General features: G+C 60.1%; 16 protein-coding genes and 1 pseudogene. 11 read left to right on the top strand and 6 right to left on the bottom strand.

Features of this window, described 5'->3' with window-relative positions; translation table 11 throughout:
• Window positions 1-12: 12 nt before the first annotated feature.
• Both cysG and KHA73_RS03615 read right to left on the bottom strand, forming a co-directional pair.
• Window positions 13-1,443, bottom strand: coding sequence for a siroheme synthase CysG (gene cysG / locus KHA73_RS03620; protein WP_234588993.1), 1,431 nt, complete (start codon window positions 1,441-1,443; stop codon window positions 13-15).
• A gap of 223 nt (window positions 1,444-1,666) precedes the next feature.
• A pseudogene (locus KHA73_RS03615) lies at window positions 1,667-1,855 on the bottom strand (tyrosine-type recombinase/integrase); the annotation flags it as partial.
• A gap of 99 nt (window positions 1,856-1,954) precedes the next feature.
• Here KHA73_RS03615 and KHA73_RS03610 point away from each other — a divergent pair.
• From KHA73_RS03610 to KHA73_RS03600, 3 genes are all read left to right on the top strand, one after another.
• Complete coding sequence (locus tag KHA73_RS03610; protein WP_234588991.1) at window positions 1,955-2,470, top strand: DUF2778 domain-containing protein; 516 nt, start codon at window positions 1,955-1,957, stop codon at window positions 2,468-2,470.
• 542 nt (window positions 2,471-3,012) lie between these two features.
• On the top strand, window positions 3,013-4,086 hold the full coding sequence (locus KHA73_RS03605) for an aminopeptidase (RefSeq protein WP_234588981.1): 1,074 nt from the start codon (window positions 3,013-3,015) through the stop codon (window positions 4,084-4,086).
• Window positions 4,087-4,174: 88 nt separating this feature from the next.
• Complete coding sequence (locus KHA73_RS03600) at window positions 4,175-4,321, top strand: hypothetical protein (protein ID WP_234588980.1); 147 nt, start codon at window positions 4,175-4,177, stop codon at window positions 4,319-4,321.
• A gap of 42 nt (window positions 4,322-4,363) precedes the next feature.
• On the opposite strand, the gene KHA73_RS03595 is transcribed toward KHA73_RS03600, so the two are convergent.
• The 3 genes from KHA73_RS03595 to cysJ form a co-directional block, all read right to left on the bottom strand.
• Complete coding sequence (locus KHA73_RS03595; protein WP_234588978.1) at window positions 4,364-5,098, bottom strand: phosphoadenylyl-sulfate reductase; 735 nt, start codon at window positions 5,096-5,098, stop codon at window positions 4,364-4,366.
• A gap of 65 nt (window positions 5,099-5,163) precedes the next feature.
• Window positions 5,164-6,879, bottom strand: coding sequence for an assimilatory sulfite reductase (NADPH) hemoprotein subunit (cysI, locus tag KHA73_RS03590; protein ID WP_234588976.1), 1,716 nt, complete (start codon window positions 6,877-6,879; stop codon window positions 5,164-5,166).
• Window positions 6,879-8,678 carry an NADPH-dependent assimilatory sulfite reductase flavoprotein subunit gene (gene cysJ / locus KHA73_RS03585; RefSeq protein WP_234588966.1) on the bottom strand — a complete coding sequence of 600 codons (1,800 nt, stop codon included), beginning with the start codon at window positions 8,676-8,678 and terminating at the stop codon, window positions 6,879-6,881. The genes cysI and cysJ overlap by 1 nt, the downstream gene beginning before the upstream one ends.
• 436 nt (window positions 8,679-9,114) lie before the next feature.
• On the opposite strand from cysJ, the gene queD reads away from it, so the two are divergent.
• On the top strand, window positions 9,115-9,474 hold the full coding sequence (gene queD / locus KHA73_RS03580) for a 6-carboxytetrahydropterin synthase QueD (protein ID WP_020825254.1): 360 nt from the start codon (window positions 9,115-9,117) through the stop codon (window positions 9,472-9,474).
• Between the two features lie 63 nt (window positions 9,475-9,537).
• Here queD and queE read toward each other — a convergent pair whose 3' ends face one another.
• Window positions 9,538-10,209: a 7-carboxy-7-deazaguanine synthase QueE gene (gene queE / locus KHA73_RS03575; RefSeq protein WP_234588965.1), complete on the bottom strand. Its 672-nt coding sequence runs from the start codon at window positions 10,207-10,209 to the stop codon at window positions 9,538-9,540.
• A 324-nt stretch (window positions 10,210-10,533) separates the two neighbouring features.
• On the opposite strand from queE, the gene KHA73_RS03570 reads away from it, so the two are divergent.
• From KHA73_RS03570 to KHA73_RS03540, 7 genes are all read left to right on the top strand, one after another.
• Window positions 10,534-11,871, top strand: coding sequence for an MFS transporter (locus tag KHA73_RS03570; protein WP_234588963.1), 1,338 nt, complete (start codon window positions 10,534-10,536; stop codon window positions 11,869-11,871).
• 374 nt (window positions 11,872-12,245) lie between these two features.
• Window positions 12,246-13,937: a urocanate hydratase gene (gene hutU, locus KHA73_RS03565; RefSeq protein ID WP_234588961.1), complete on the top strand. Its 1,692-nt coding sequence runs from the start codon at window positions 12,246-12,248 to the stop codon at window positions 13,935-13,937.
• Window positions 13,934-15,469: a histidine ammonia-lyase gene (gene hutH, locus KHA73_RS03560; protein ID WP_234588959.1), complete on the top strand. Its 1,536-nt coding sequence runs from the start codon at window positions 13,934-13,936 to the stop codon at window positions 15,467-15,469. Before hutU ends, hutH begins: the two co-directional genes overlap by 4 nt.
• Window positions 15,470-15,571: 102 nt before the next feature.
• Window positions 15,572-16,966: an amino acid permease gene (locus KHA73_RS03555; protein ID WP_234588957.1), complete on the top strand. Its 1,395-nt coding sequence runs from the start codon at window positions 15,572-15,574 to the stop codon at window positions 16,964-16,966.
• A gap of 53 nt (window positions 16,967-17,019) precedes the next feature.
• Complete coding sequence (locus KHA73_RS03550; protein WP_234588955.1) at window positions 17,020-17,985, top strand: ABC transporter substrate-binding protein; 966 nt, start codon at window positions 17,020-17,022, stop codon at window positions 17,983-17,985.
• Between the two features lie 68 nt (window positions 17,986-18,053).
• Complete coding sequence (locus KHA73_RS03545; protein WP_234588953.1) at window positions 18,054-18,899, top strand: ABC transporter permease; 846 nt, start codon at window positions 18,054-18,056, stop codon at window positions 18,897-18,899.
• 5 nt (window positions 18,900-18,904) lie between these two features.
• Window positions 18,905-19,762: a quaternary amine ABC transporter ATP-binding protein gene (locus tag KHA73_RS03540; protein WP_234588951.1), complete on the top strand. Its 858-nt coding sequence runs from the start codon at window positions 18,905-18,907 to the stop codon at window positions 19,760-19,762.
• The last annotated feature ends 10 nt before the right edge of the window (window positions 19,763-19,772 follow it).

Genomic DNA, 19,772 nt, shown 5'->3' with positions numbered 1-19,772 from the left:
TAAAAGCCTTGCCTAAGCCAAATTCACGACGGCCGGGCGCGATGCCCGTTCCGCCTGCGGTTGATGCCCGAACCAGGCGATTTGATGGTGCAGTTCCACCACCTCGCCGATCACCAGCAGCGCCGGCAGCGGCGCGCCCTGGGCCAATTCTTCGAGTTGCTGCAGCGTGCCGGTCTGCACCTGCTGATCGGCGCGCGTGCCGCGGCTGATCACCGCTACCGGCGTAGTCGCCGCGCGGCCGTTGGCAATGAGCCGCCGGCTAATGTCTGCCGCCTTCATGGTGCCCATGTAAATGGCCAACGTCTGGCGCGCCCGAGCCAGATCGGCCCAGTCCAGCCCGTCGCCGTCGGGGCGACAATGGCCGGTAATAAAGGTCACGCTTTGCGCATGGTCGCGGTGGGTCAGCGGAATGCCGGCATAGGCCGTCGCCCCCGCCGCAGCCGTTACCCCCGGCACCACCTGAAACGGAATGCCCGCCGCGGCCGCCACCTGCAGCTCTTCACCGCCGCGGCCGAAAATAAACGGGTCGCCGCCCTTCAGGCGCACCACGCGTTTGCCCTGCTGCGCCAGCTCCACCAGCAGCCGGTTGGTCTCTTCCTGAATCACCGAGTGCGCGCCGGCGCGCTTGCCCACGCAGATGCGCTCGGCGTCGCGGCGCACCAGATCGAGGATCTCTTCGCTGACCAGATGGTCGTACAGCACCACGTCCGCCTGCTGCATCACCTGCAGCCCACGCAGAGTCAGCAGGCCCACGTCGCCCGGCCCTGCGCCCACCAGCGCTATCTCGCCCTGCACGCCTTCGCCGCCCAGGGCGAAGCGCTGTAAATCCTGTTCCAGCTGCCGTTCCGCCTGCTCAGCCTGGCCACTGGCCACCAGCGTAGAGAAACGGCCGCCGAAGGTTTTTTCCCAAAAGCGACGACGCTCAGCGATCGACGCCAGCCGCTGTTTAACCCGGCCGCGCCAGCGCCCCGCCACCTCGGCCATCTGCCCCAGGCTGGCGGGCAACAGCGCCTCCAGCTTTTCACGCAGCATGCGCGCCAAGACCGGCGCCTGGCCGCTAGAGGAGACGGCGACCACCAGCGGTGAACGGTCGATAATCGACGGGAAAATGAACGAGCAAAGCGGCTGGTCATCCACCACGTTGGCCAACAGCCGGCGTTTATCCGCTTCGGCAAATACCAGCGCGTTGAGCGCGGCGTCGTCGGTCGCGGCGATCGCCAGGAACACCTCGTCCAACTGGCGGGGATCGAAAGCCGTCCCCAGCCAGAGAACCTGCCCTTGCCGGCGTTGTTGTTCGAGTTCGGGTGAGAGCGACTGCGCAACTATCCGTATTTCAGCCCCGGCGCGCTGAAGCAGATCGACCTTGCGCGCAGCCACTTCACCGCCGCCAACGACCAGCACCGGGCGTCGTTTCAGATCGGCAAATATTGGTAGATAGTCCACAACAGCCTTTTCATATAACAGAAAGATGGTCTGACTATACGGGCTGAGATTTGGCCCCTGAAATGACGAAAAGGAATGACTAGTTCGATAATGGAATAAGGCAAGCCGCGAAAGGGCTGGACTGGCGCGGGCTGGCTAAAATGCAGGGTGAAATCCGCTTTAATCCGAGTATTTTGGGCAAAATGTGGATCACTTTGACACCGCATTGACCACATTTTCCGAGCTACAAAACGTTCTCTAATGGGTTCAAGCGAACGGCATCATTCAGGTAGTCAGGGGCGAAGTGAGCGTAAATCATGGTCTGCACGATCGACGCGTGTCCCAATATTTTTTGCAGTGTCAGAATATTGCCCTTTCCCATCATAAAATGACTAGCGAATGTATGCCGCATGACGTGCATCGCCTGCCCATCTGACATCTGTTTGAACATCAATCGAACAGAAGACATAATGTGTCGGAGTCGTGCTCAAAAATGACAATATTATTAGGGATAGATATGAGAATTATGAGGATGAATTACGACGATCTCACCAAAGGCGGAGGTGAGGCAAAATTGCACGTTTATGGCGTTGGAACCTTCCCCGTATTCAGTGGCTCAAAGCCGTACACAAACGATCCAAATTGCGCATACCAGGTAAATAGCTCAATACCTGTCGGGCGATATTGGATTGTAGACCGCCCGGAAGGCAGCTTAGCCAATCAGGTTCGCGCCTGGGCATGGGACCGTATTTCAGGTAACCGGCACGATCAGTGGTTTGGTTTATTCAGTGATAACAGCATGAGCGATAGCGTTTTTGTTCATGGGGTATCACGCGGAAGTTTCAGGCTTCATCCGGTTCGCCCTGATGGCAGTGGGATAAGCCAAGGTTGCATCACGTTCTTTAAGCCGTCCGATTTTCAGGCAGTACGACGCGCAATATTGTCGACCAAAAAAACGGTATTACGCAGAGGAAACCTAATCCTTTCAGTCTATGGCCGAGTCGATGTGATGGGAGCAAGTGACTTTGACAACTGCAAAATTCGTTAAGAGCTGGGGCCTGTTCGTTGCGTGCTTCATCATAGCATTTGTGCTATCGATGCACGGCATGCCGCTAAATACCCCAACGCTGGCCGTAGCCGATTACGCCTATCAAACGTTCGGAAACTCACTGAACAGTAGCTATGAGGAAGGCGCCGACCCTGTCACGTTTACCGCGCTTTTCGCGGTCAATCTGGTCTACGCACTTATCCTTTTCGCCGTATTCAAAAGACTTTTCAGAGCCGCCAGAAGGTAAGAGGACGATAGCCCCGACGCCGCGGGGCCGCTTCACTTACCCAGTTATTTTGTGGACAACAAAACAACAAATAACTTAAATTTCAATTGGTTAAATAACAACAAAAGGAATGACTAGTTACTTTATGGAATATAGGCCGCAGCACAGGGGCTAAGCGGTGATAACTGCGGCGAAAGATTGCGCGCCCGCGCTGAAATTAGGAGACGGGGAAATTGTGTAATTCCGCCCGGCGTCCCATACTGAACGCCGCAGAAAAATAATCGGTATCGCCGATATCAGAGAAGGATTTTCCGGTATGTTTTCCCGTTTTTACCTGAAGACCAGCCTGCTGGCCATCGCCCTGAGCGGCATCTTCAGCGTTTCAGCCGCCACGCAGCCCGCGAAAGACGCCCCGCTGGGCAAATTCGCCGCCGAACAGACTCGCCATATCGCCACCTACTTCCCCGGCCGCATGGCGGGCAGCCCGGCCGAACAGCTCGCCGCCGACTACCTGAAGCAGCAGTTCAGCAAGATGGGCTATCAGAGCGATATCCGCAATTTCAATACCCGCTATCTCTACAGCAGTAAAGACGGTAAGAAGAACTGGAACAACGTCACCGCCAGCTCGGTGATCGCCGCCCGCAACGGCGACAGCGCCAAACAGATTGTGATCGTCGCCCATTTCGACACCTACACCCCGCAGAGCGACGCCGATCTGGACAACAACCTCGGCGGCCTGACGCTGCAGGGGGTTGATGACAACGCCTCCGGCATCGGCGTGATGCTGGAGCTGGCGGAACGCCTGAAGAACATCCCCACCGCTTACGGCTTGCGTTTCGTGGCCACCAGCGCCGAGGAGATAGGCTCGCTGGGCGCGCTGAATTATCTGCAGCGCATGAGCGTGGAAGAGAAACAAAACACCGCGCTGGTGATCAACCTCGACAGCCTGATTACCGGCGATCGCCTCTACTTCAACGCCGGGCGCCATACCTCAGCGCAGGTGGCGAAGCAGAGCCGCGACCGCGCGCTGGATATCGCCCACCGCTACGGCATTGCCGCCGCCACCAATCCGGGCAGCAAAGAGCACCCGCGGGGCACCGGCTGCTGTTCCGATCAAGAAGTGTTCGACGCCGTCGGCATCCCGGTACTGTCGGTGGAAGCCACCAACTGGTCGCTGGGCGACAAGGACGGTTACCAGCAGCGCGCCGTCGGCCCGCACTTCCCGCAGGGCGTGACCTGGCACCGGCCACAATATGACAACCTGCAGTATCTGGAACGTTACCTGCCGGGGCGCATCGACAAGCGCAGCCGCGAGAGCGTGCAAATCCTGCTGCCGCTGATCAAGGAACTGGCGCAGGCGCATCCGCCGAAAACGCCAAAGAAAAAGTAATCTCCAGGGGATAAAATTCAGCACCCATTTCGCCCACAACACCGGGGTGAGTATATTGCTGACAATATCCCTCAGCGGAGACTCGCTTATGAGTTCGCAAAAAACGCTGTCGCAGAAAGCCACGCGAGAAAGCCTGGGCGCGCCCTATGACGTTCACTTCATCCAGACGGCATGGCAATGCCTTGACGACGTAGGACCCTTCCAGGCCGCGACGCTGCATATGCGGTTAAATTGACAAGGCCCAGCGTCTGCCGGGCCCTGAAATAATTTACCGCATTCAGCCTTCGTGCAAACCGCACTCGCGCTTCAGGCCGAAGAAGCGGGTTTCTTCCTCACTCATGCCCGGCTCCCATTTCTGGGTGGTGTGCGTGTCGCCAACCGACAGGTAGCCCTGCTCCCACAGCGGGTGATAGCTCAGGCCGTGCTCGGTCAGATACTGGTAAATCTTGCGGTTGTCCCAGTCGATGATCGGCAAGATCTTGAATACCCCGCGCTGCACCGCCAGCACCGGCAGGTTAGCGCGGCTGCCGGACTGTTCGCGCCGCAGGCCGGCGAACCAGGTCTGCGCCCCCAGCGTTTCCAGCGCGCGGTTCATCGGTTCAACCTTGTTGATTTGGTTGTACTTTTCGATGCCGTCAACGCCCTGCTCCCACAGCTTGCCGTAGCGCGCTTCCTGCCAGGCCGGCGAGTGCTCGGCGCGGAATACCTGCAGATTCAGCTTCAGCCTGTCGGCCAACTGGTCGATAAACTGATAGGTTTCCGGGAACAAATAACCGGTATCGGTGAGGATCACCGGAATATCCGGCCGGATGCGGGTGACCAAATGCAGGCACACCGCCGCCTGAATGCCAAAGCTCGAAGAGAGCACAAACTCGCCCGGAAGATGCTCCAGCGCCCATTCCACCCGCTGCTCGGCGCTAAGGTTTTCCAACTGGCCGTTGACTACCGCCAGCGCCAGCGCCTGCCCGGATTTAGGCAGCGCATTCAGCGCCGCCAGATCGAATTCAGCCATGTTGCCTGCCTCCTGATACTTGTAAGATTGCCTGCACGGCCCCTCTGCCCAGGGCCCGCACCGCCTCAGTCCCAGAAATCCTGCGCCGAATCCACCACCGGGCGAACAATGCCGGCGCGAATGGTGAAATCGCCAAAGCCTTCGCCGGCCTGGCGCTCTTGCGCCCAACGCCCCACCAGTTGGTCGATCTCTTGCAAGATTTCCCCTTCATTGATGTTTTCACGATACATACGTGGAATGCGCGTGCCTTCGCGGTTGCCGCCCAGATGCAGGTTATAGCGGCCGACCGCCTTGCCCACCAGGCCCAGCTCGGCCAGCAACGCGCGGCCGCAGCCGTTCGGGCAGCCGGTGATACGCAACACGATGTGCTCGTCGCCCATGCCGTGCTGATGCAGGATCCCTTCCACTTTGGTGACAAATTCCGGCAGGAAGCGTTCGGCCTCCGCCATCGCCAGCGGGCAGGTCGGGAACGACACGCAGGCCATCGAGTTCTTGCGTTGATCGCTGACGCCGTCGTCGATCAGCCCGTGATCGCGCGCCAGCGCTTCGATCTTCGCCTTCTCGCTTTCCGGCACGCCGGCGACGATCAGGTTCTGGTTGGCGGTCAGGCGGAAATCGCCCTGATGGATCCTGGCTATCTCAGCCACGCCGGTCTTCAGCGGGCGGCCCGGGTAATCCAGCAGCCGGCCGTTCTCGATAAACAGCGTCAGGTGCCAATGATTGTCGATGCCCTTTACCCAGCCGATGCGATCGCCACGGCCGGTGAATTCGTATGGGCGGATCGGTTCAAAGGTAATGCCGGCGCGTTTTTCTACTTCGGCGCGGAACACATCCACCCCGACGCGTTCCAGGGTGTATTTGGTCTTGGCGTTTTTACGGTCGGTGCGATTGCCCCAGTCGCGCTGGGTGGTCACCACCGCCTCCGCCACCGCCAGCGTATGTTCCAGCGGAATATAGCCAAACTCGCTGGCCTTGCGCGCATAGGTCTTTTTGTTGCCGTGTTCGATCGACAGTCCGCCGCCCACCAGCAGGTTAAAGCCCACCAGCTTGCCGTTCTCGGCGATCGCCACAAAGTTCATGTCGTTGGCGTGCAGATCCACATCGTTTTGCGGCGGGATCACTACCGTGGTTTTGAATTTACGCGGCAGATAAGTGGCACCGAGGATCGGTTCCTCATCGGTCGTCGCCACCTTTTCCTGATCCAGCCACACTTCCGCATAGGCGCGGGTGCGCGGCAGCAGATGCTCGGAGATCTTCTTGGCCCACTCGTAGGCTTCCTGATGCAGCTCGGACTCTACCGGGTTGGAGGTGCACAGCACGTTGCGGTTGACGTCGTTGGCGGTCGCCAGCGCGTCGAGCCCCAGCCGGTTCAGCAGCTGATGTACCGGTTTGACGTTGCCCTTCAGAATGCCGTGAAACTGGAAGGTCTGGCGGTTGGTGATGCGAATGCTGCCGTACAGCGTGCTTTCCTGCGCAAACTTGTCGATGCCCAGCCACTGCTGCGGGCTGATGATGCCGCCCGGCAAACGGCAGCGCAGCATCATCGCATGGCGCGGTTCCAGCTTCTGTTCGGCGCGCTCGGCGCGGATATCGCGATCGTCCTGCTGGTACATGCCGTGAAAACGGATCAGCAGGAAGTTATCGCCGTTGAAGCCGCCGGTCAGGCCGTCATTCAAGTCTTCGGCGATGGTGCCGCGCAGGAAGTTGCTTTCCTTCTTCAAGCGCTCGGCGTCGGCCAGTTTGCCTTCGACCACCAGGGGCCCCGGGTGTTTATCACTCATCAGTAAACATCTCGCTGATAACGGCGCTCAAGGCGCAGCTCACTTAAAAATTCGTCCGCCAGCTCGGTATCCATGCCACCGTGCTCGGCCACCAGTTCCAGTAATGTGTTTTCCACGTCTTTCGCCATGCGGTTGGCATCGCCGCAGACGTAAATGTGCGCGCCTTCCTGGATCCAGCGCCACACTTCCGCGCCCTGTTCGCGCAGCTTGTCTTGTACGTAGACTTTATGTTGTTGATCGCGGGACCAGGCCAGATCGATGCGGGTCAGCAGGCCGTCTTTCACGTAGCGCTGCCATTCGACCTGATACAGGAAATCTTCGGTAAAGTGCGGGTTGCCGAAGAACAGCCAGTTTTTGCCGCCCGCGCCGTCGGCGTCGCGCTGCTGCATAAAGGCGCGGAACGGCGCGATGCCGGTACCCGGGCCAATCATGATTACCGGCGCGTCCGGGTTGGCCGGCAGGCGGAAGTTATCGTTATGTTCGATAAACACCCGCACGTCGCCGTCCTCTTCCAGGCGATCCGCCAGGAAGCTCGAGGCGCCGCCGGCGCGGGCGCGGCCGTCGATGTCGTAGCGCACCACGCCCACGGTGATATGCACTTCGTTTTCGGTCTCGGCCTGCGAAGAGGCAATGGAATACAGGCGCGGCGTCAGCGGGCGCAGCAGGCCAATCAGCTGCTCGGCGTTGAGATCGGCCGGCGCCTGGCGCACCATGTCGACGATCGGCGTATTGTGCGCGTAGTGCTGCAGCGCGGCTTTATCCGCCAGCAGGCCGATAAGCTTCTCGTCGCGCGACAGCGCGGCGTATTTATCGACGATCGGCGTGGTGTTTTGGGTCAACTCGAAGTGGCTGCGCAGCGCTTGCGCCAGCGGCAGGGTCTTGCCCTCCACCTCAACCGGTTCGTCGCCTTTCAGCCACAGCAGCTGCACCAGTTCGTCCACCAGCGCCGGATCGTTGTCGAACCAAACCCCCAGCGCGTCGCCCGGCCGATAACGCAGGCCGGAGTCGCCGAGATCAATTTCGATATGGCGCACGTCTTTATCCGAACCGCGGCCGGTGATCTTTTGCTTCACCGCCAGTTGGGCTGTCAGCGGCTGTTCCTTGCCGTACGGGCTGCTGTCGAGCAGATCGACCGCGCCGCTGGCAAACTGGCCCGACGCGGCGTTTTCCGCCGGCGCGCGCGCCTTCAGCACCTCCACCACCTGCTTGCGCCAGGCGGCGGCCAGCTCCTGGTATTCCACGTCGGCGTCAACCCGCTCCACCAGGCGCTCGGCGCCCAGTTCGGCCAGCTTGCCGTCAAAATCTTTGCCCGACTGGCAGAAGTTCTCATAGGAGGTGTCACCCAACCCAAACACCGCGAAAGCGGTGTCGCTAAGCTTCGGCGCTTTCTTCGAGAACAGGAACTTATGCAGCGCCACCGCCTCTTCCGCCGGCTCTCCTTCCCCCTGGGTGGAGGCGACGATCACCAGCAGGCGCTCTTGCGCGATCTGCTTGAATTTGTAGTCGCCGGCGTTGACCAGCGTGGCGCTCAGCTTGGCGGCCAGCAGATCGTCACGCAGCTGTTCCGCCAGGCGGCGCGCGTTGCCGGTCTGCGAAGCGGAAATGATGGTGATGCTGGCGGCGGCAGGGGCGGCAGGCGCAATGGCTACGGCGCCAGGCTGCTGGTTAACCATTCCCCAAAAATAGCCTGACAGCCACGCCAGCTGCGTCGGCGAATATTCACCAATCGTCGCCTGCAGGCGCGCCAGCTGTTCGGGCGTCAGCGGGAGCAAAGATGTTGGAGGAGCCTGAGTCGTCATTGCAGTACTTATTTCCTATACTTAGCGCCTGTGTGAACGGCGCTCGCCAGTGTCAGTCGCTGTCTGTTCGTTCAGTCGGGTGTCCTGAAAAGATCAGGAGAGTTTGTAAGGTTACCGAGCAGAATAGCAACGAATAAATAAGGGATAGCAATAATTAATAACCAAAATGACTAAGCTGTTTTTCTGGTAAGGCATAACGCTTAAAGCGTTAAACAATGTTTTTTATCCAGCTGAAATATAACCTGTTTTTTTTGCCATTTTTGAATGAATCGCATTTACCTCTCATTACCCCAGCCGATAGGTGCCGCGCGCACCAAACAAAAAAAGTGTTAACCCCGGGGTTGCGGCCGCAGGCGTAGACCAAAGCGGTATAAATGGCAAGCAGGCGCGCTTTCCGGTACTATGCGGCGGTTTTTGAGTCAATGAGGCCGTAATAATGGCAACCACGCTGTTTAAAGATTTTCAGTTTGAAGCCGCACACCGTTTGCCGCACGTGCCGGAGGGCCATAAATGCGGCCGTCTGCATGGGCATTCGTTTATGGTGCGTCTGGAAGTAACCGGTGAAGTGGACGCCCACACCGGTTGGGTGATGGATTTCGCCGAGCTTAAGGCCGTGTTCTCGCCAATTTGGGAGCGCCTGGATCACCATTATCTGAACGATATTCCAGGATTGGAAAATCCCACCAGCGAAGTGCTCGCCGCCTGGATCTGGCAGCAGCTCAAACCTCAGTTGCCGGAACTGACGGCGGTGATGGTAAAAGAGACCTGCACCGCCGGGTGCGTATATAAAGGCTGATCCCCTTCATCTTTCAAGCTGCAGCGTTGTTGGCTGCAGTTTGAAAGCTTTTGCCTCAGGCAACTAAGCAATATTCAAATATTTGTGGGTTTGCATCGACAGGCGCCAGTTGCGCGCGATGCAGGTCTCAATGCACAGGCGGGTCGCCTCTTCCTTCTGGCTGATCGGCTGCAGCGCGATAATGCGCGCCTTGTCATCCTGCAGCGTCGCCAATAGCGCGTCCAGCGCCTCGATATCCCGTTCACGCGCCACCGGATGCTTCACTTCGTCGGCGCGCCGCAGCGCCTGATCCAACACCTTCATGCCGCCGCGCATATTCACCTTGGGTGAAACCGTCACCCAGGTTTTGGCCGAACAGCGGATCTCGTGGGTGCCGCTGGTCTCTATCTGGCAGCCGTAGCCCTGCTGTTCAAACAGCTCGGTCAGCGGCGTCAAATCGTAGATGCAGGGCTCGCCGCCGGTGATTACCACATGGCGCGCGGTGTAGCCCTGTTGACGCATCACCGCCAGCAGCTGCTCGGCGCTGGCGCTGCCCCAGGCGTCGCTTTCTTCGGTTTTGACCAGGATCCGCTGCATGTCGACTTCCCGATTGGCTTCCTTTTCCCAGGTGTGCTTGGTGTCGCACCAGCTGCACCCTACCGGGCAGCCCTGCAGGCGGATAAAAATGGCCGGCACGCCGGTGAAAAAGCCTTCGCCCTGCAAGGTTTGGAACATCTCATTAATCGGGTACTGCATCGGTTTCTCAATCTGGAAAGGTAAAAAGCGATTATCGCAGATTCCGGCCCGGCGACCAAACGGCCAAAATTGTATTAAATTTTATCCTCAACGCCGCAGCCAGCATATCTCACCGGTTATGACCCTTATTTAATTTTCTTCCTGACCCACCCTCGACGATCGGTGGTGCATGCTGCCTGACAGAAAACAACACGGAGTTAACAAATAAGATAAATATATTTGACATGAAGCCTCGCTGCGCAGATGTATATACAAGCAAACACAAGCCGGGCGACAGTTCCGGTAACGTATCCATCACGACAACATCTGCGTTTAGAGGGTGCCATGACTCATTCCACCGAGTTGAATATTCAGCAGGCTATCGACGACAGCAAATTTTCGCTGTTTCACTGGACCTTGATCATTCTCGGGTTCCTGATCCTCGCCATCGACGGTTTTGACACCGCCGCCATGGGCTATATCGCGCCCTCGGTCGCCAAAGACTGGGGCATTGTCAAACAGGATCTGGGGCCGGTGCTGAGCGCCGCGCTGCTCGGCCTGTCGCTCGGCGCGCTGGTCGCCGGGCCAATCTCGGATCGCATCGGCCGCAAACGGGTGCTGGTGTTCTCCTGCCTGTTCTTCGGCCTGTCGAGCCTGGCCACCGCCTACGCCGGCTCGCTCAACAGCCTGACGCTGTGGCGCTTTCTCACCGGCCTTGGGCTGGGTGCGGCGATGCCTAACGCCATCACGCTGATCTCCGAATATGCGCCGCAGCGCTGCCGTTCGTTGGCGATCAATACCATGTACTGCGGCTTCCCGCTGGGCGCGGCCGGCGGCGGCGCCATTTCATCCTGGCTGATCCCGGCCTACGGCTGGCATAGCGTGCTGTTGCTGGGGGCGATTGCGCCGCTGGCGCTGACCGTTTTACTGATCCTGTTCCTGCCGGAGTCGGTCAAGTACATGGTCAACCGCGGCCAGGACGCGATGAAAATCAAACGCATCGCCCAGCGGTTTGTCAGCCACAATCTTGAGCACGTGACGCGTTTTTATCTGTATGAGGAGAAGCTGGCGCAGTCGAAGACCAGCGTCGGCCTGCTGTTCACCCGCCCCTACCTGCTCGGCACGCTGATGCTGTGGCTGACCTATTTTATGGGGCTGGTTATCTACTACGTGCTGCTGAGTTGGATGCCGATCCTGATGCAGGGGCTGGGGTATCAGCTGGAGCAATCGGCGATCCTCACCTCGCTGTTCACCTTCGGCGGCACGCTGGGCATTCTGGTGGCCGGCTGGCTGATGGATCGCTGGAATGCGCATAAGGTGGTGTCGAGCGGCTTCGTCATCACCGCTCTGCTGATTGTGGCGATGGCTACTGAAGACAGCCATATCGTGCTGCTGGGCGCGTTCATCTTCCTGATGGGCATCACCATGAACGGCGCGCAGTCCGGCCTGCAAACCCTGGCGGCCACCTTCTATCCCACCCACAGCCGCGCCACCGGCATCGCCTGGATGCAGGGTATCGGCCGCTTTGGCGGCGTTGCCGGCACCATGATGGGCGCCCAGCTGCTGGCCATGCAGTGGGAGGTGCAAAGCATCCTGATGTTCCTGTGCGTGCCGGCGCTGATCGCCGCCATAGCCACGGTGTTCAAAATGACCCGCAAACCCCATCTACAGCCCGCTGCATAAATGCAGAAGCCCGCCGCCAGGCGGGCTTTTTGCTTTCCAGCGATAGGATTTATTTATCGCCGAAGCCGAACTGTAACGAGGGTGTAAAAATATTGTGATTTAACGCTCAAAAATGACTCAATTTTAATTCATTTTTGTTGAACAGCTCACTGTTCTCTCGCGTGCACCTTATGACGCGGGCAATCACCACAACCATAATCAACTGATAATAAACAAAAATAATTTTATCTTATGCCTTTTTTCACTGCAACTGGTCAGTGTTGCATATGCTTGTACATACAAGTATATGTTAATAAACCCTACGCATTATTATGCCGTGGTGATTACCCCACCGCGTCATGGGATCTGCACCGATACTGTTTGAGGAAAATGCTGTGACTACAAATAACAAAGTTCGCAATGTCGATGTACGCGCGCCACGCGGCACACAATTAAATGCAAAGAGCTGGCTGACCGAAGCGCCGTTACGCATGCTGATGAACAACCTCGATCCGGAAGTGGCGGAAAACCCGCATGAGCTGGTGGTGTACGGCGGCATCGGCCGCGCCGCGCGCGACTGGGATTGCTACGACAAAATCGTCGAAACCCTGAAAACGCTGGAAGACGACGAAACCCTGCTGGTGCAGTCCGGCAAGCCGGTCGGCGTGTTCAAAACCCACAGCAACGCGCCGCGCGTGCTGATCGCCAACTCTAACCTGGTGCCGCACTGGGCCACCTGGGAACACTTTAACGAACTGGATGCCAAAGGCCTGGCGATGTACGGCCAGATGACCGCCGGCAGTTGGATCTACATCGGCAGCCAGGGCATCGTCCAGGGCACTTATGAAACCTTCGTCGAAGCGGGCCGCCAGCATTACGACGGCAGCCTGCAGGGCCGCTGGGTGCTGACCGCCGGTCTGGGCGGCATGGGCGGCGCGCAGCCGCTGGCCGCCACCCTGGCCGGCGCCTGTTCGCTGAACATCGAATGCCAGCAAAGCCGCATCGATTTCCGTCTGAAAACCCGCTACGTCGATGAGCAGGCCAAGGATCTGGACGACGCGCTGGCGCGCATCAAACAGTACACCGCCGAAGGCAAAGCCATCTCCATCGCGCTGTGCGGCAACGCGGCGGAAATTCTGCCGGAGCTGGTGCGCCGCGGCGTGCGCCCGGACATGGTCACCGACCAGACCAGCGCCCACGATCCGCTGAACGGCTACCTGCCAAACGGCTGGAGCTGGGAAGAATACCGCCAGCGCGCGCAGACCGAACCCGCCAAGGTGGTCGCCGCCGCCAAACAATCGATGGCCGAACACGTGAAAGCCATGCTGGCGTTCCAGCAGATGGGCGTGCCGACCTTCGACTACGGCAACAACATCCGCCAGATGGCGAAAGAAGTGGGCGTCGACAATGCCTTTGATTTCCCGGGCTTCGTGCCGGCCTATATCCGTCCGCTGTTCTGCCGCGGCATCGGGCCGTTCCGCTGGGCCGCGCTGTCCGGCGACCCGCAGGACATCTACAAAACCGACGCCATGGTCAAAGAACTGATCCCGGACGACGAACACCTGCACCGCTGGCTGGACATGGCCCGCGAGCGCATCAGCTTCCAGGGCCTGCCGGCGCGCATCTGCTGGGTTGGCCTCGGCCAGCGCGCCAAGCTGGGCCTGGCGTTCAACGAAATGGTGCGCCGCGGCGAACTGTCCGCGCCGATCGTTATCGGCCGCGACCATCTGGATTCCGGCTCGGTCTCCAGCCCGAACCGTGAAACCGAATCGATGAAAGACGGTTCAGATGCAGTCTCCGACTGGCCGCTGCTCAACGCCCTGCTGAACACCGCCAGCGGCGCGACCTGGGTTTCGCTGCACCACGGCGGCGGCGTCGGCATGGGCTTCTCCCAGCACTCCGGCATGGTGATCGTCTGTGACGGCACCGATGAAGCCGCCGAACGCATCGCCCGCGTACTGCATAACGACCCGGCCACCGGCGTAATGCGCCATGCCGATGCCGGCTACGACATCGCCATCGACTGCGCCCGCGAGCAAGGCCTGAACCTGCCGATGGTTGCCGCGACTCAAGGAGGAAAAGCATGAAGGCGCTGACTATCCGCCCCGGCAAACTGACCCTGGCGCAGCTGCGCGACGTGTATCAGCATCCGGTCACCCTGACACTGGACGACAACGCCTACGCCGCCATCCAGCAAAGCGTCGCCTGCGTGGAACGCATTGTGGAAGAAAACCGCACCACCTACGGCATCAACACCGGCTTTGGCCTGCTGGCCTCCACCCGCATTGCGCGGGAAGATCTGGAGAACCTGCAGCGTTCGATCGTGCTGTCTCACGCCGCCGGCGTGGGCGCCCCGACCGACGACAACCTGGTTCGCCTGATTATGGTGTTGAAGATCAACAGCCTGTCGCGCGGTTTCTCCGGTATCCGTCTGGAAGTGATCCAGGCGCTGATCGCATTGGTCAACGCCGAAGTGTACCCGCATATTCCGCTGAAAGGCTCGGTGGGCGCCTCTGGCGACCTGGCGCCGCTGGCGCACATGAGCCTGCTGCTGCTGGGCGAAGGCAAGGCGCGCTATCAGGGCGAATGGCTGCCGGCGATCGAAGCGTTGGCCAAGGCGGGCCTGAAACCGCTGACGCTGGCGGCGAAGGAAGGCCTGGCGTTGCTGAACGGCACCCAGGTTTCTACCGCCTTCGCCCTGCGCGGTTTATTCGACGCAGAAGACCTGTACGCCGCCGCGACCGTGGCGGGCAGCCTGACGGTGGAAGCGGCGCTGGGTTCACGCAGCCCGTTCGATGCCCGAATCCATGAAGTGCGCGGGCAACGCGGCCAGATCGACGCCGCCGTCGCCTACCGCCATTTGCTCGGTGAGCGCAGCGAAGTGTCCGATTCGCACCGCAACTGCGAAAAAGTGCAGGATCCTTACTCCCTGCGCTGTCAGCCGCAGGTGATGGGCGCCTGCCTGACGCAAATTCGCCAGGCCAGCGAAGTCCTGGAAATCGAAGCCAACGCGGTGTCCGACAACCCGCTGGTGTTCGCCGAACAGGGTGACGTGCTGTCCGGCGGCAACTTCCACGCCGAACCGGTGGCGATGGCCGCCGACAACCTGGCGCTGGCGTTTGCTGAAATCGGCTCGCTGTCCGAGCGCCGCATCTCGCTGATGATGGATAAACACATGTCGCAGCTGCCGCCGTTCCTGGTGGAAAACGGCGGGGTGAACTCCGGATTTATGATAGCCCAGGTTACCGCCGCGGCGCTGGCCAGTGAAAACAAGGCGTTGGCACACCCGTCCAGCGTTGACAGCATTCCGACCTCCGCCAACCAGGAAGACCACGTTTCCATGGCGCCGGCCGCCGGCCGCCGCCTGTGGGAAATGGCCGACAACGTGCGCGGCATTCTGGCGGTCGAATGGCTGGCCGCCTGCCAGGGTCTGGATTTCCGCACCGGTCTGAAAACCACCGCAGGCCTGGAGCAGGCGCGCCGTTTGCTGCGCGAGCATGTCAGTTTCTACGACAAGGATCGTTTCTTCGCCCCCGACATTGAAGCCGCCAGCCAACTGCTGGCGGCCGGTCACCTGACATCGCTGCTGCCTGCAGCGCTGCTGCCTAGCCTGGCGTAACCACAAAAAATCTGACCACGCAGTTTGTTCTGTCCCACCGGGTGCATGCCACCCGGTGCGGGCAGCGCGTGCCTGTTCGGCAAAAACTCAACGGGAAGCAACATGCGTAACGACACGACACAACTCAGACGCGGACTAAACGCGCGGCACATCCGCTTTATGGCTCTCGGCTCGGCGATCGGCACCGGCCTGTTCTACGGCTCCGCCGGCGCTATCCAGCTGGCTGGCCCGGCGGTGCTGCTGGCCTACCTGGTGGGCGGCGCCGCGGTATTTATGGTGATGCGCGCGCTGGGTGAAATGGCGGTGCATCAGCCGGTTTCCGGTTCGTTCGGCCACTACGCCAGCCACTATCTCGGCCCGCTGGCCGGCTTCCTCACCGGCTGGACCTACACCTTCGAAATGGTGATCGTCGCCCTGGCGGACGTCACCGCCTTCGGCATCTATATGGGGCTGTGGTTCCCGGACGTCGCCCAGTGGGTATGGGTGCTCAGCATCATCATGTTCATCGGCGCGCTCAATCTGTGCAGCGTCAAAGTGTTCGGCGAAATGGAATTCTGGCTTTCGCTGATCAAGGTCGCCGCTATCGTCGCCATGATTGTCGGCGGCGCGGCGGTGATGCTGTTCGGCTTCGGCCAAACGCAGCACGCCACCGGCATCAGCAACCTGTGGCAGCACGGCGGTTTTATGCCTAACGGCATCGGCGGTGTGATCGCCTCGCTGGCGGTGGTGATGTTCGCCTTCGGCGGCATCGAGATCATCGGCATTACCGCCAGCGAGGCGAAAGACCCCGCCAAGGTGCTGCCGAAAGCGATCAACGCCGTACCGGTGCGCATCTTGCTGTTTTACGTGCTGACGCTGCTGGTGCTGATGGCGATTTATCCGTGGAACAGCATCGGCCAGAACGGCAGCCCGTTCGTCGAGATCTTCAGTAACCTCGGCATCAGCTCCGCCGCCAACGTGCTCAACGTGGTGGTGATCACCGCCGCCATTTCGGCCATCAACAGCGACATCTTCGGCGCCGGCCGCATGATGTACGGCATGGCGCAGGATGGCCAGGCGCCGAAAAGCTTCTCCAAACTGACCGCCAGCGGCGTGCCCTGGATGACGGTGCTGGTGATGTCGGTCGCCCTGCTGCTGGGGGTGATCCTCAATTACCTGATCCCGAAACAGGTATTTATGATCATCGCCTCTATCGCCACCTTCGCCACCGTTTGGGTATGGCTGATGATCCTGCTGTCGCAGGCAGCCATGCGCCGCACCCTGTCGCCGCAGGAGGTCAGCCAGCTGAGCTTCCCGGTGCCCTGGTGGCCGGTAGCCCCCGCATTGGCGACGGCGTTCATGCTGTTCGTCATCGGCCTGCTCGGCTACTTTGAGGAAAGCCGCATCGCCCTGTACGTGGGGCTGGTGTGGGTCGCCTTCCTCACCCTGGCTTACTGGTTGTGGGTGCGCAAAAAAGGCGGGGGTTCACCCGTCGCAGCCACACCGCAAAGCTATTAAAAACCATGAGCCCGCCGTTCCCGGGCTCTTTGTCATTAAAGCGGAGTATCACTATGCAAACACGACACAAAATATGGCTACCGATCCTGGCGATCGGGTTGATGACCGGCAGCCTCTCGGCCCGCGCAGCAGGCTGGTGCGAATCCGGCAAGCCGGTGAAATTCGCCGGCCTGAACTGGGAAAGCGGCATGCTGCTGACCGACGTCATGCAGTACGTGCTGCAGAAGGGCTATGACTGTAAAACCGATTCGCTGCCCGGCAACTCCATCACCATGGAGCAGGCGGTCGGCACCAACGATATTCAGGTGTTCGCCGAAGAGTGGATCGGCCGCAGCGAAGTATGGAACAAGGCCGAGAAGGCAGGTAAGGCCGTCAGCGTCGGCGCCCCGATCGTCGGCGCGGTAGAAGGCTGGTACGTGCCGCGCTACGTGATTGAAGGCGATGCCAAGCGCAAGCTGAAACCGCTGGCGCCGGATCTGAAGAGCATTCCGGACCTGGCCAAATACGCGCAGCTGTTCCGCGATCAGGAAGAGCCGGAAAAAGGCCGTTTCTACAACTGCCCGGCCGGCTGGACCTGCGAGCTGGACAACACCGCCATCCTGAAGAAATTCAAGCTGGACGACAAGTTCACCAACTTCCGCCCCGGCACCGGCCCGGCGCTGGATACCGCCATCCTCTCCAGCTACCGCCGCGGCGAGCCAATCCTGTTCTATTACTGGTCGCCGACGCCGATCATGGGCCAGCTCGATCTGGTGAAGCTGGAAGAGCCGGGCGTAGACAAAAACATTCACATCAAGGTCGGCCTTTCCAGCGTGTTTAACCAGCAGGCGCCTGAGTTGGTGCAGGTGCTGGCGAAAGTGAATCTGCCGCTCGATCTGGTTAACCAGAATCTGGCGCGCATGAGCAAGGAACGCATCAGCTCGCAGAAGCTGGCGCTGGAGTTCTTCAAGCAGCACCCGGACATTTGGCAACAGTGGGTGAGCGAAGACGCGGCGAAAAAAATCCAGGCCTCCTTGTAAGCATTTTCAGGTTTCAGTAAACACTCTCCCGGTGCCTGCATGGCCCGGGCCGGACAGGGGCAAAATTTATGTTTCCAGAACGCTTTACCTTCTCCATCGCCGATTGGATCAATGGCTGGGTCGATGTGTTGGTCACCAACTATGGCGATATGTTCCGCAAGATCTCCGACACCCTGCTGTGGGCGGTGATCCATCTTGAAAGCCTGCTGCGCGCCACCCCCTGGTGGCTGATGCTGGCGGCGGTCGGGCTGCTGGCCTGGCACGCCACCCGCCGCTGGCTGCCGACGCTGGTGATTGTCGGCCTGCTGCTGCTGGTCGGCACCGCCGGCATGTGGGACAAGCTGATGCAAACCCTGGCGCTGGTGCTGGTGGCCACGCTGCTGGCGGTGGTTATCGGCATTCCTCTGGGCGTGCTGGCGGCGCGCAACGACCGGGTGCGGGCGGTGATGATGCCGCTGATGGACGTGATGCAAACCATGCCGAGCTTCGTGTATCTGATCCCGGTGCTGATGCTGTTCGGCCTGGGCAAGGTGCCGGCGATCCTGGCGACGGTGATCTACGCCACGCCGCCGCTGATCCGCCTCACCGACCTGGGGATCCGCCAGGTCGACAAGGAAGTGATGGAGTCGGTCACCGCCTTCGGCGCCAATCGCTGGCAGAAACTGTTTGGCGTGCAGCTGCCGCTGGCGCTGCCGAGCATCATGGCCGGCATCAACCAAACCACCATGATGTCGCTGTCGATGGTGGTAGTGGCCTCGATGATCGGCGCGCGCGGCCTGGGCGAAGACGTGCTGGTGGGCATCCAGACGCTGAACGTCGGGCTGGGGCTGGAAGCCGGTCTGGCGATCGTCATTCTGGCCGTGGTTATTGACCGTATCACTCAGGCCTACGGCCGCTCCGCCGTGGCGAGGTAATCCCGATGAACAAAATCGAAATCCAAAACGTTTACAAGATTTTCGGCCACAAAACGGCGGCGGCGCTGGCGATGAGCCAGCAAGGCAAAACCAAGCAAGAGGTACAAGCGGCCACCGATTGCGTGGTCGGGGTGCACGATCTCTCGATGTCGATCGCTGCCGGCGAGATCTTCGTGATCATGGGGCTGTCCGGCTCCGGCAAGTCTACGCTGGTGCGCCACTTCAACCGATTGATCGACCCTACCAGCGGCCAGATCCTAGTGGACGGCGAAGATATCCTGCGCTACGACGAGAAACAGCTGGAGCACTTCCGCCGCCACAAGATCAGCATGGTGTTCCAGAGCTTCGGCCTGCTGCCGCACAAAACGGTGCTGGACAACGTCGGCTATGGCCTGAAGGTGCGCGGCGAAGCCAAAGAGGTATATCAGGAGCGGGCGCGGCACTGGATCGACACCGTCGGGCTGAAAGGCTATGAGAAATCCTATCCGCACCAGCTGTCCGGCGGCATGCGCCAACGCGTCGGCCTGGCGCGCGCGCTGGCGACCGACACCGACATCATCCTGCTGGACGAAGCCTTCAGCGCGCTCGATCCGCTGATCCGCGCCGAAATGCAGGATCAGCTGCTGGCGCTGCAAAAAGAGCTGCATAAAACGCTGGTGTTCATCACCCACGATCTGGACGAGGCAGTGCGCATCGGCAACCGGATCGCCATCCTGAAAGACGGCAAGCTGATCCAGGTCGGCACTCCGCAGGAGATCCTTAACAACCCGGCGGATGAATACGTTAACCGCTTCGTGCAGCGTCGTCTGGCGCTGGATGAAAACGTGCAGAAGCCGCGCCCGATGATCATGGCCAGCGCCTGAGGAGAACATG

This window comes from Serratia entomophila (genome assembly GCF_021462285.1).
Taxonomy (GTDB): domain Bacteria; phylum Pseudomonadota; class Gammaproteobacteria; order Enterobacterales; family Enterobacteriaceae; genus Serratia; species Serratia entomophila.
Note: the sequence above shows the minus strand (reverse complement) of the source record. Positions and strands in the feature narration are given on the sequence as shown.

Coding starts and splice junctions, on each gene's coding strand:
- KHA73_RS03610 (WP_234588991.1), top strand. CDS start 1,955: ATGAATTACGACGATCTCACCAAAGGCGGAGGTGAGGCAAAATTGCAC.
- KHA73_RS03605 (WP_234588981.1), top strand. CDS start 3,013: ATGTTTTCCCGTTTTTACCTGAAGACCAGCCTGCTGGCCATCGCCCTG.
- KHA73_RS03600 (WP_234588980.1), top strand. CDS start 4,175: ATGAGTTCGCAAAAAACGCTGTCGCAGAAAGCCACGCGAGAAAGCCTG.
- KHA73_RS03595 (WP_234588978.1), bottom strand. CDS start 5,098: ATGGCTGAATTCGATCTGGCGGCGCTGAATGCGCTGCCTAAATCCGGG.
- cysI (WP_234588976.1), bottom strand. CDS start 6,879: ATGAGTGATAAACACCCGGGGCCCCTGGTGGTCGAAGGCAAACTGGCC.
- cysJ (WP_234588966.1), bottom strand. CDS start 8,678: ATGACGACTCAGGCTCCTCCAACATCTTTGCTCCCGCTGACGCCCGAA.
- queD (WP_020825254.1), top strand. CDS start 9,115: ATGGCAACCACGCTGTTTAAAGATTTTCAGTTTGAAGCCGCACACCGT.
- queE (WP_234588965.1), bottom strand. CDS start 10,209: ATGCAGTACCCGATTAATGAGATGTTCCAAACCTTGCAGGGCGAAGGC.
- KHA73_RS03570 (WP_234588963.1), top strand. CDS start 10,534: ATGACTCATTCCACCGAGTTGAATATTCAGCAGGCTATCGACGACAGC.
- hutH (WP_234588959.1), top strand. CDS start 13,934: ATGAAGGCGCTGACTATCCGCCCCGGCAAACTGACCCTGGCGCAGCTG.
- KHA73_RS03555 (WP_234588957.1), top strand. CDS start 15,572: ATGCGTAACGACACGACACAACTCAGACGCGGACTAAACGCGCGGCAC.
- KHA73_RS03550 (WP_234588955.1), top strand. CDS start 17,020: ATGCAAACACGACACAAAATATGGCTACCGATCCTGGCGATCGGGTTG.
- KHA73_RS03545 (WP_234588953.1), top strand. CDS start 18,054: ATGTTTCCAGAACGCTTTACCTTCTCCATCGCCGATTGGATCAATGGC.
- KHA73_RS03540 (WP_234588951.1), top strand. CDS start 18,905: ATGAACAAAATCGAAATCCAAAACGTTTACAAGATTTTCGGCCACAAA.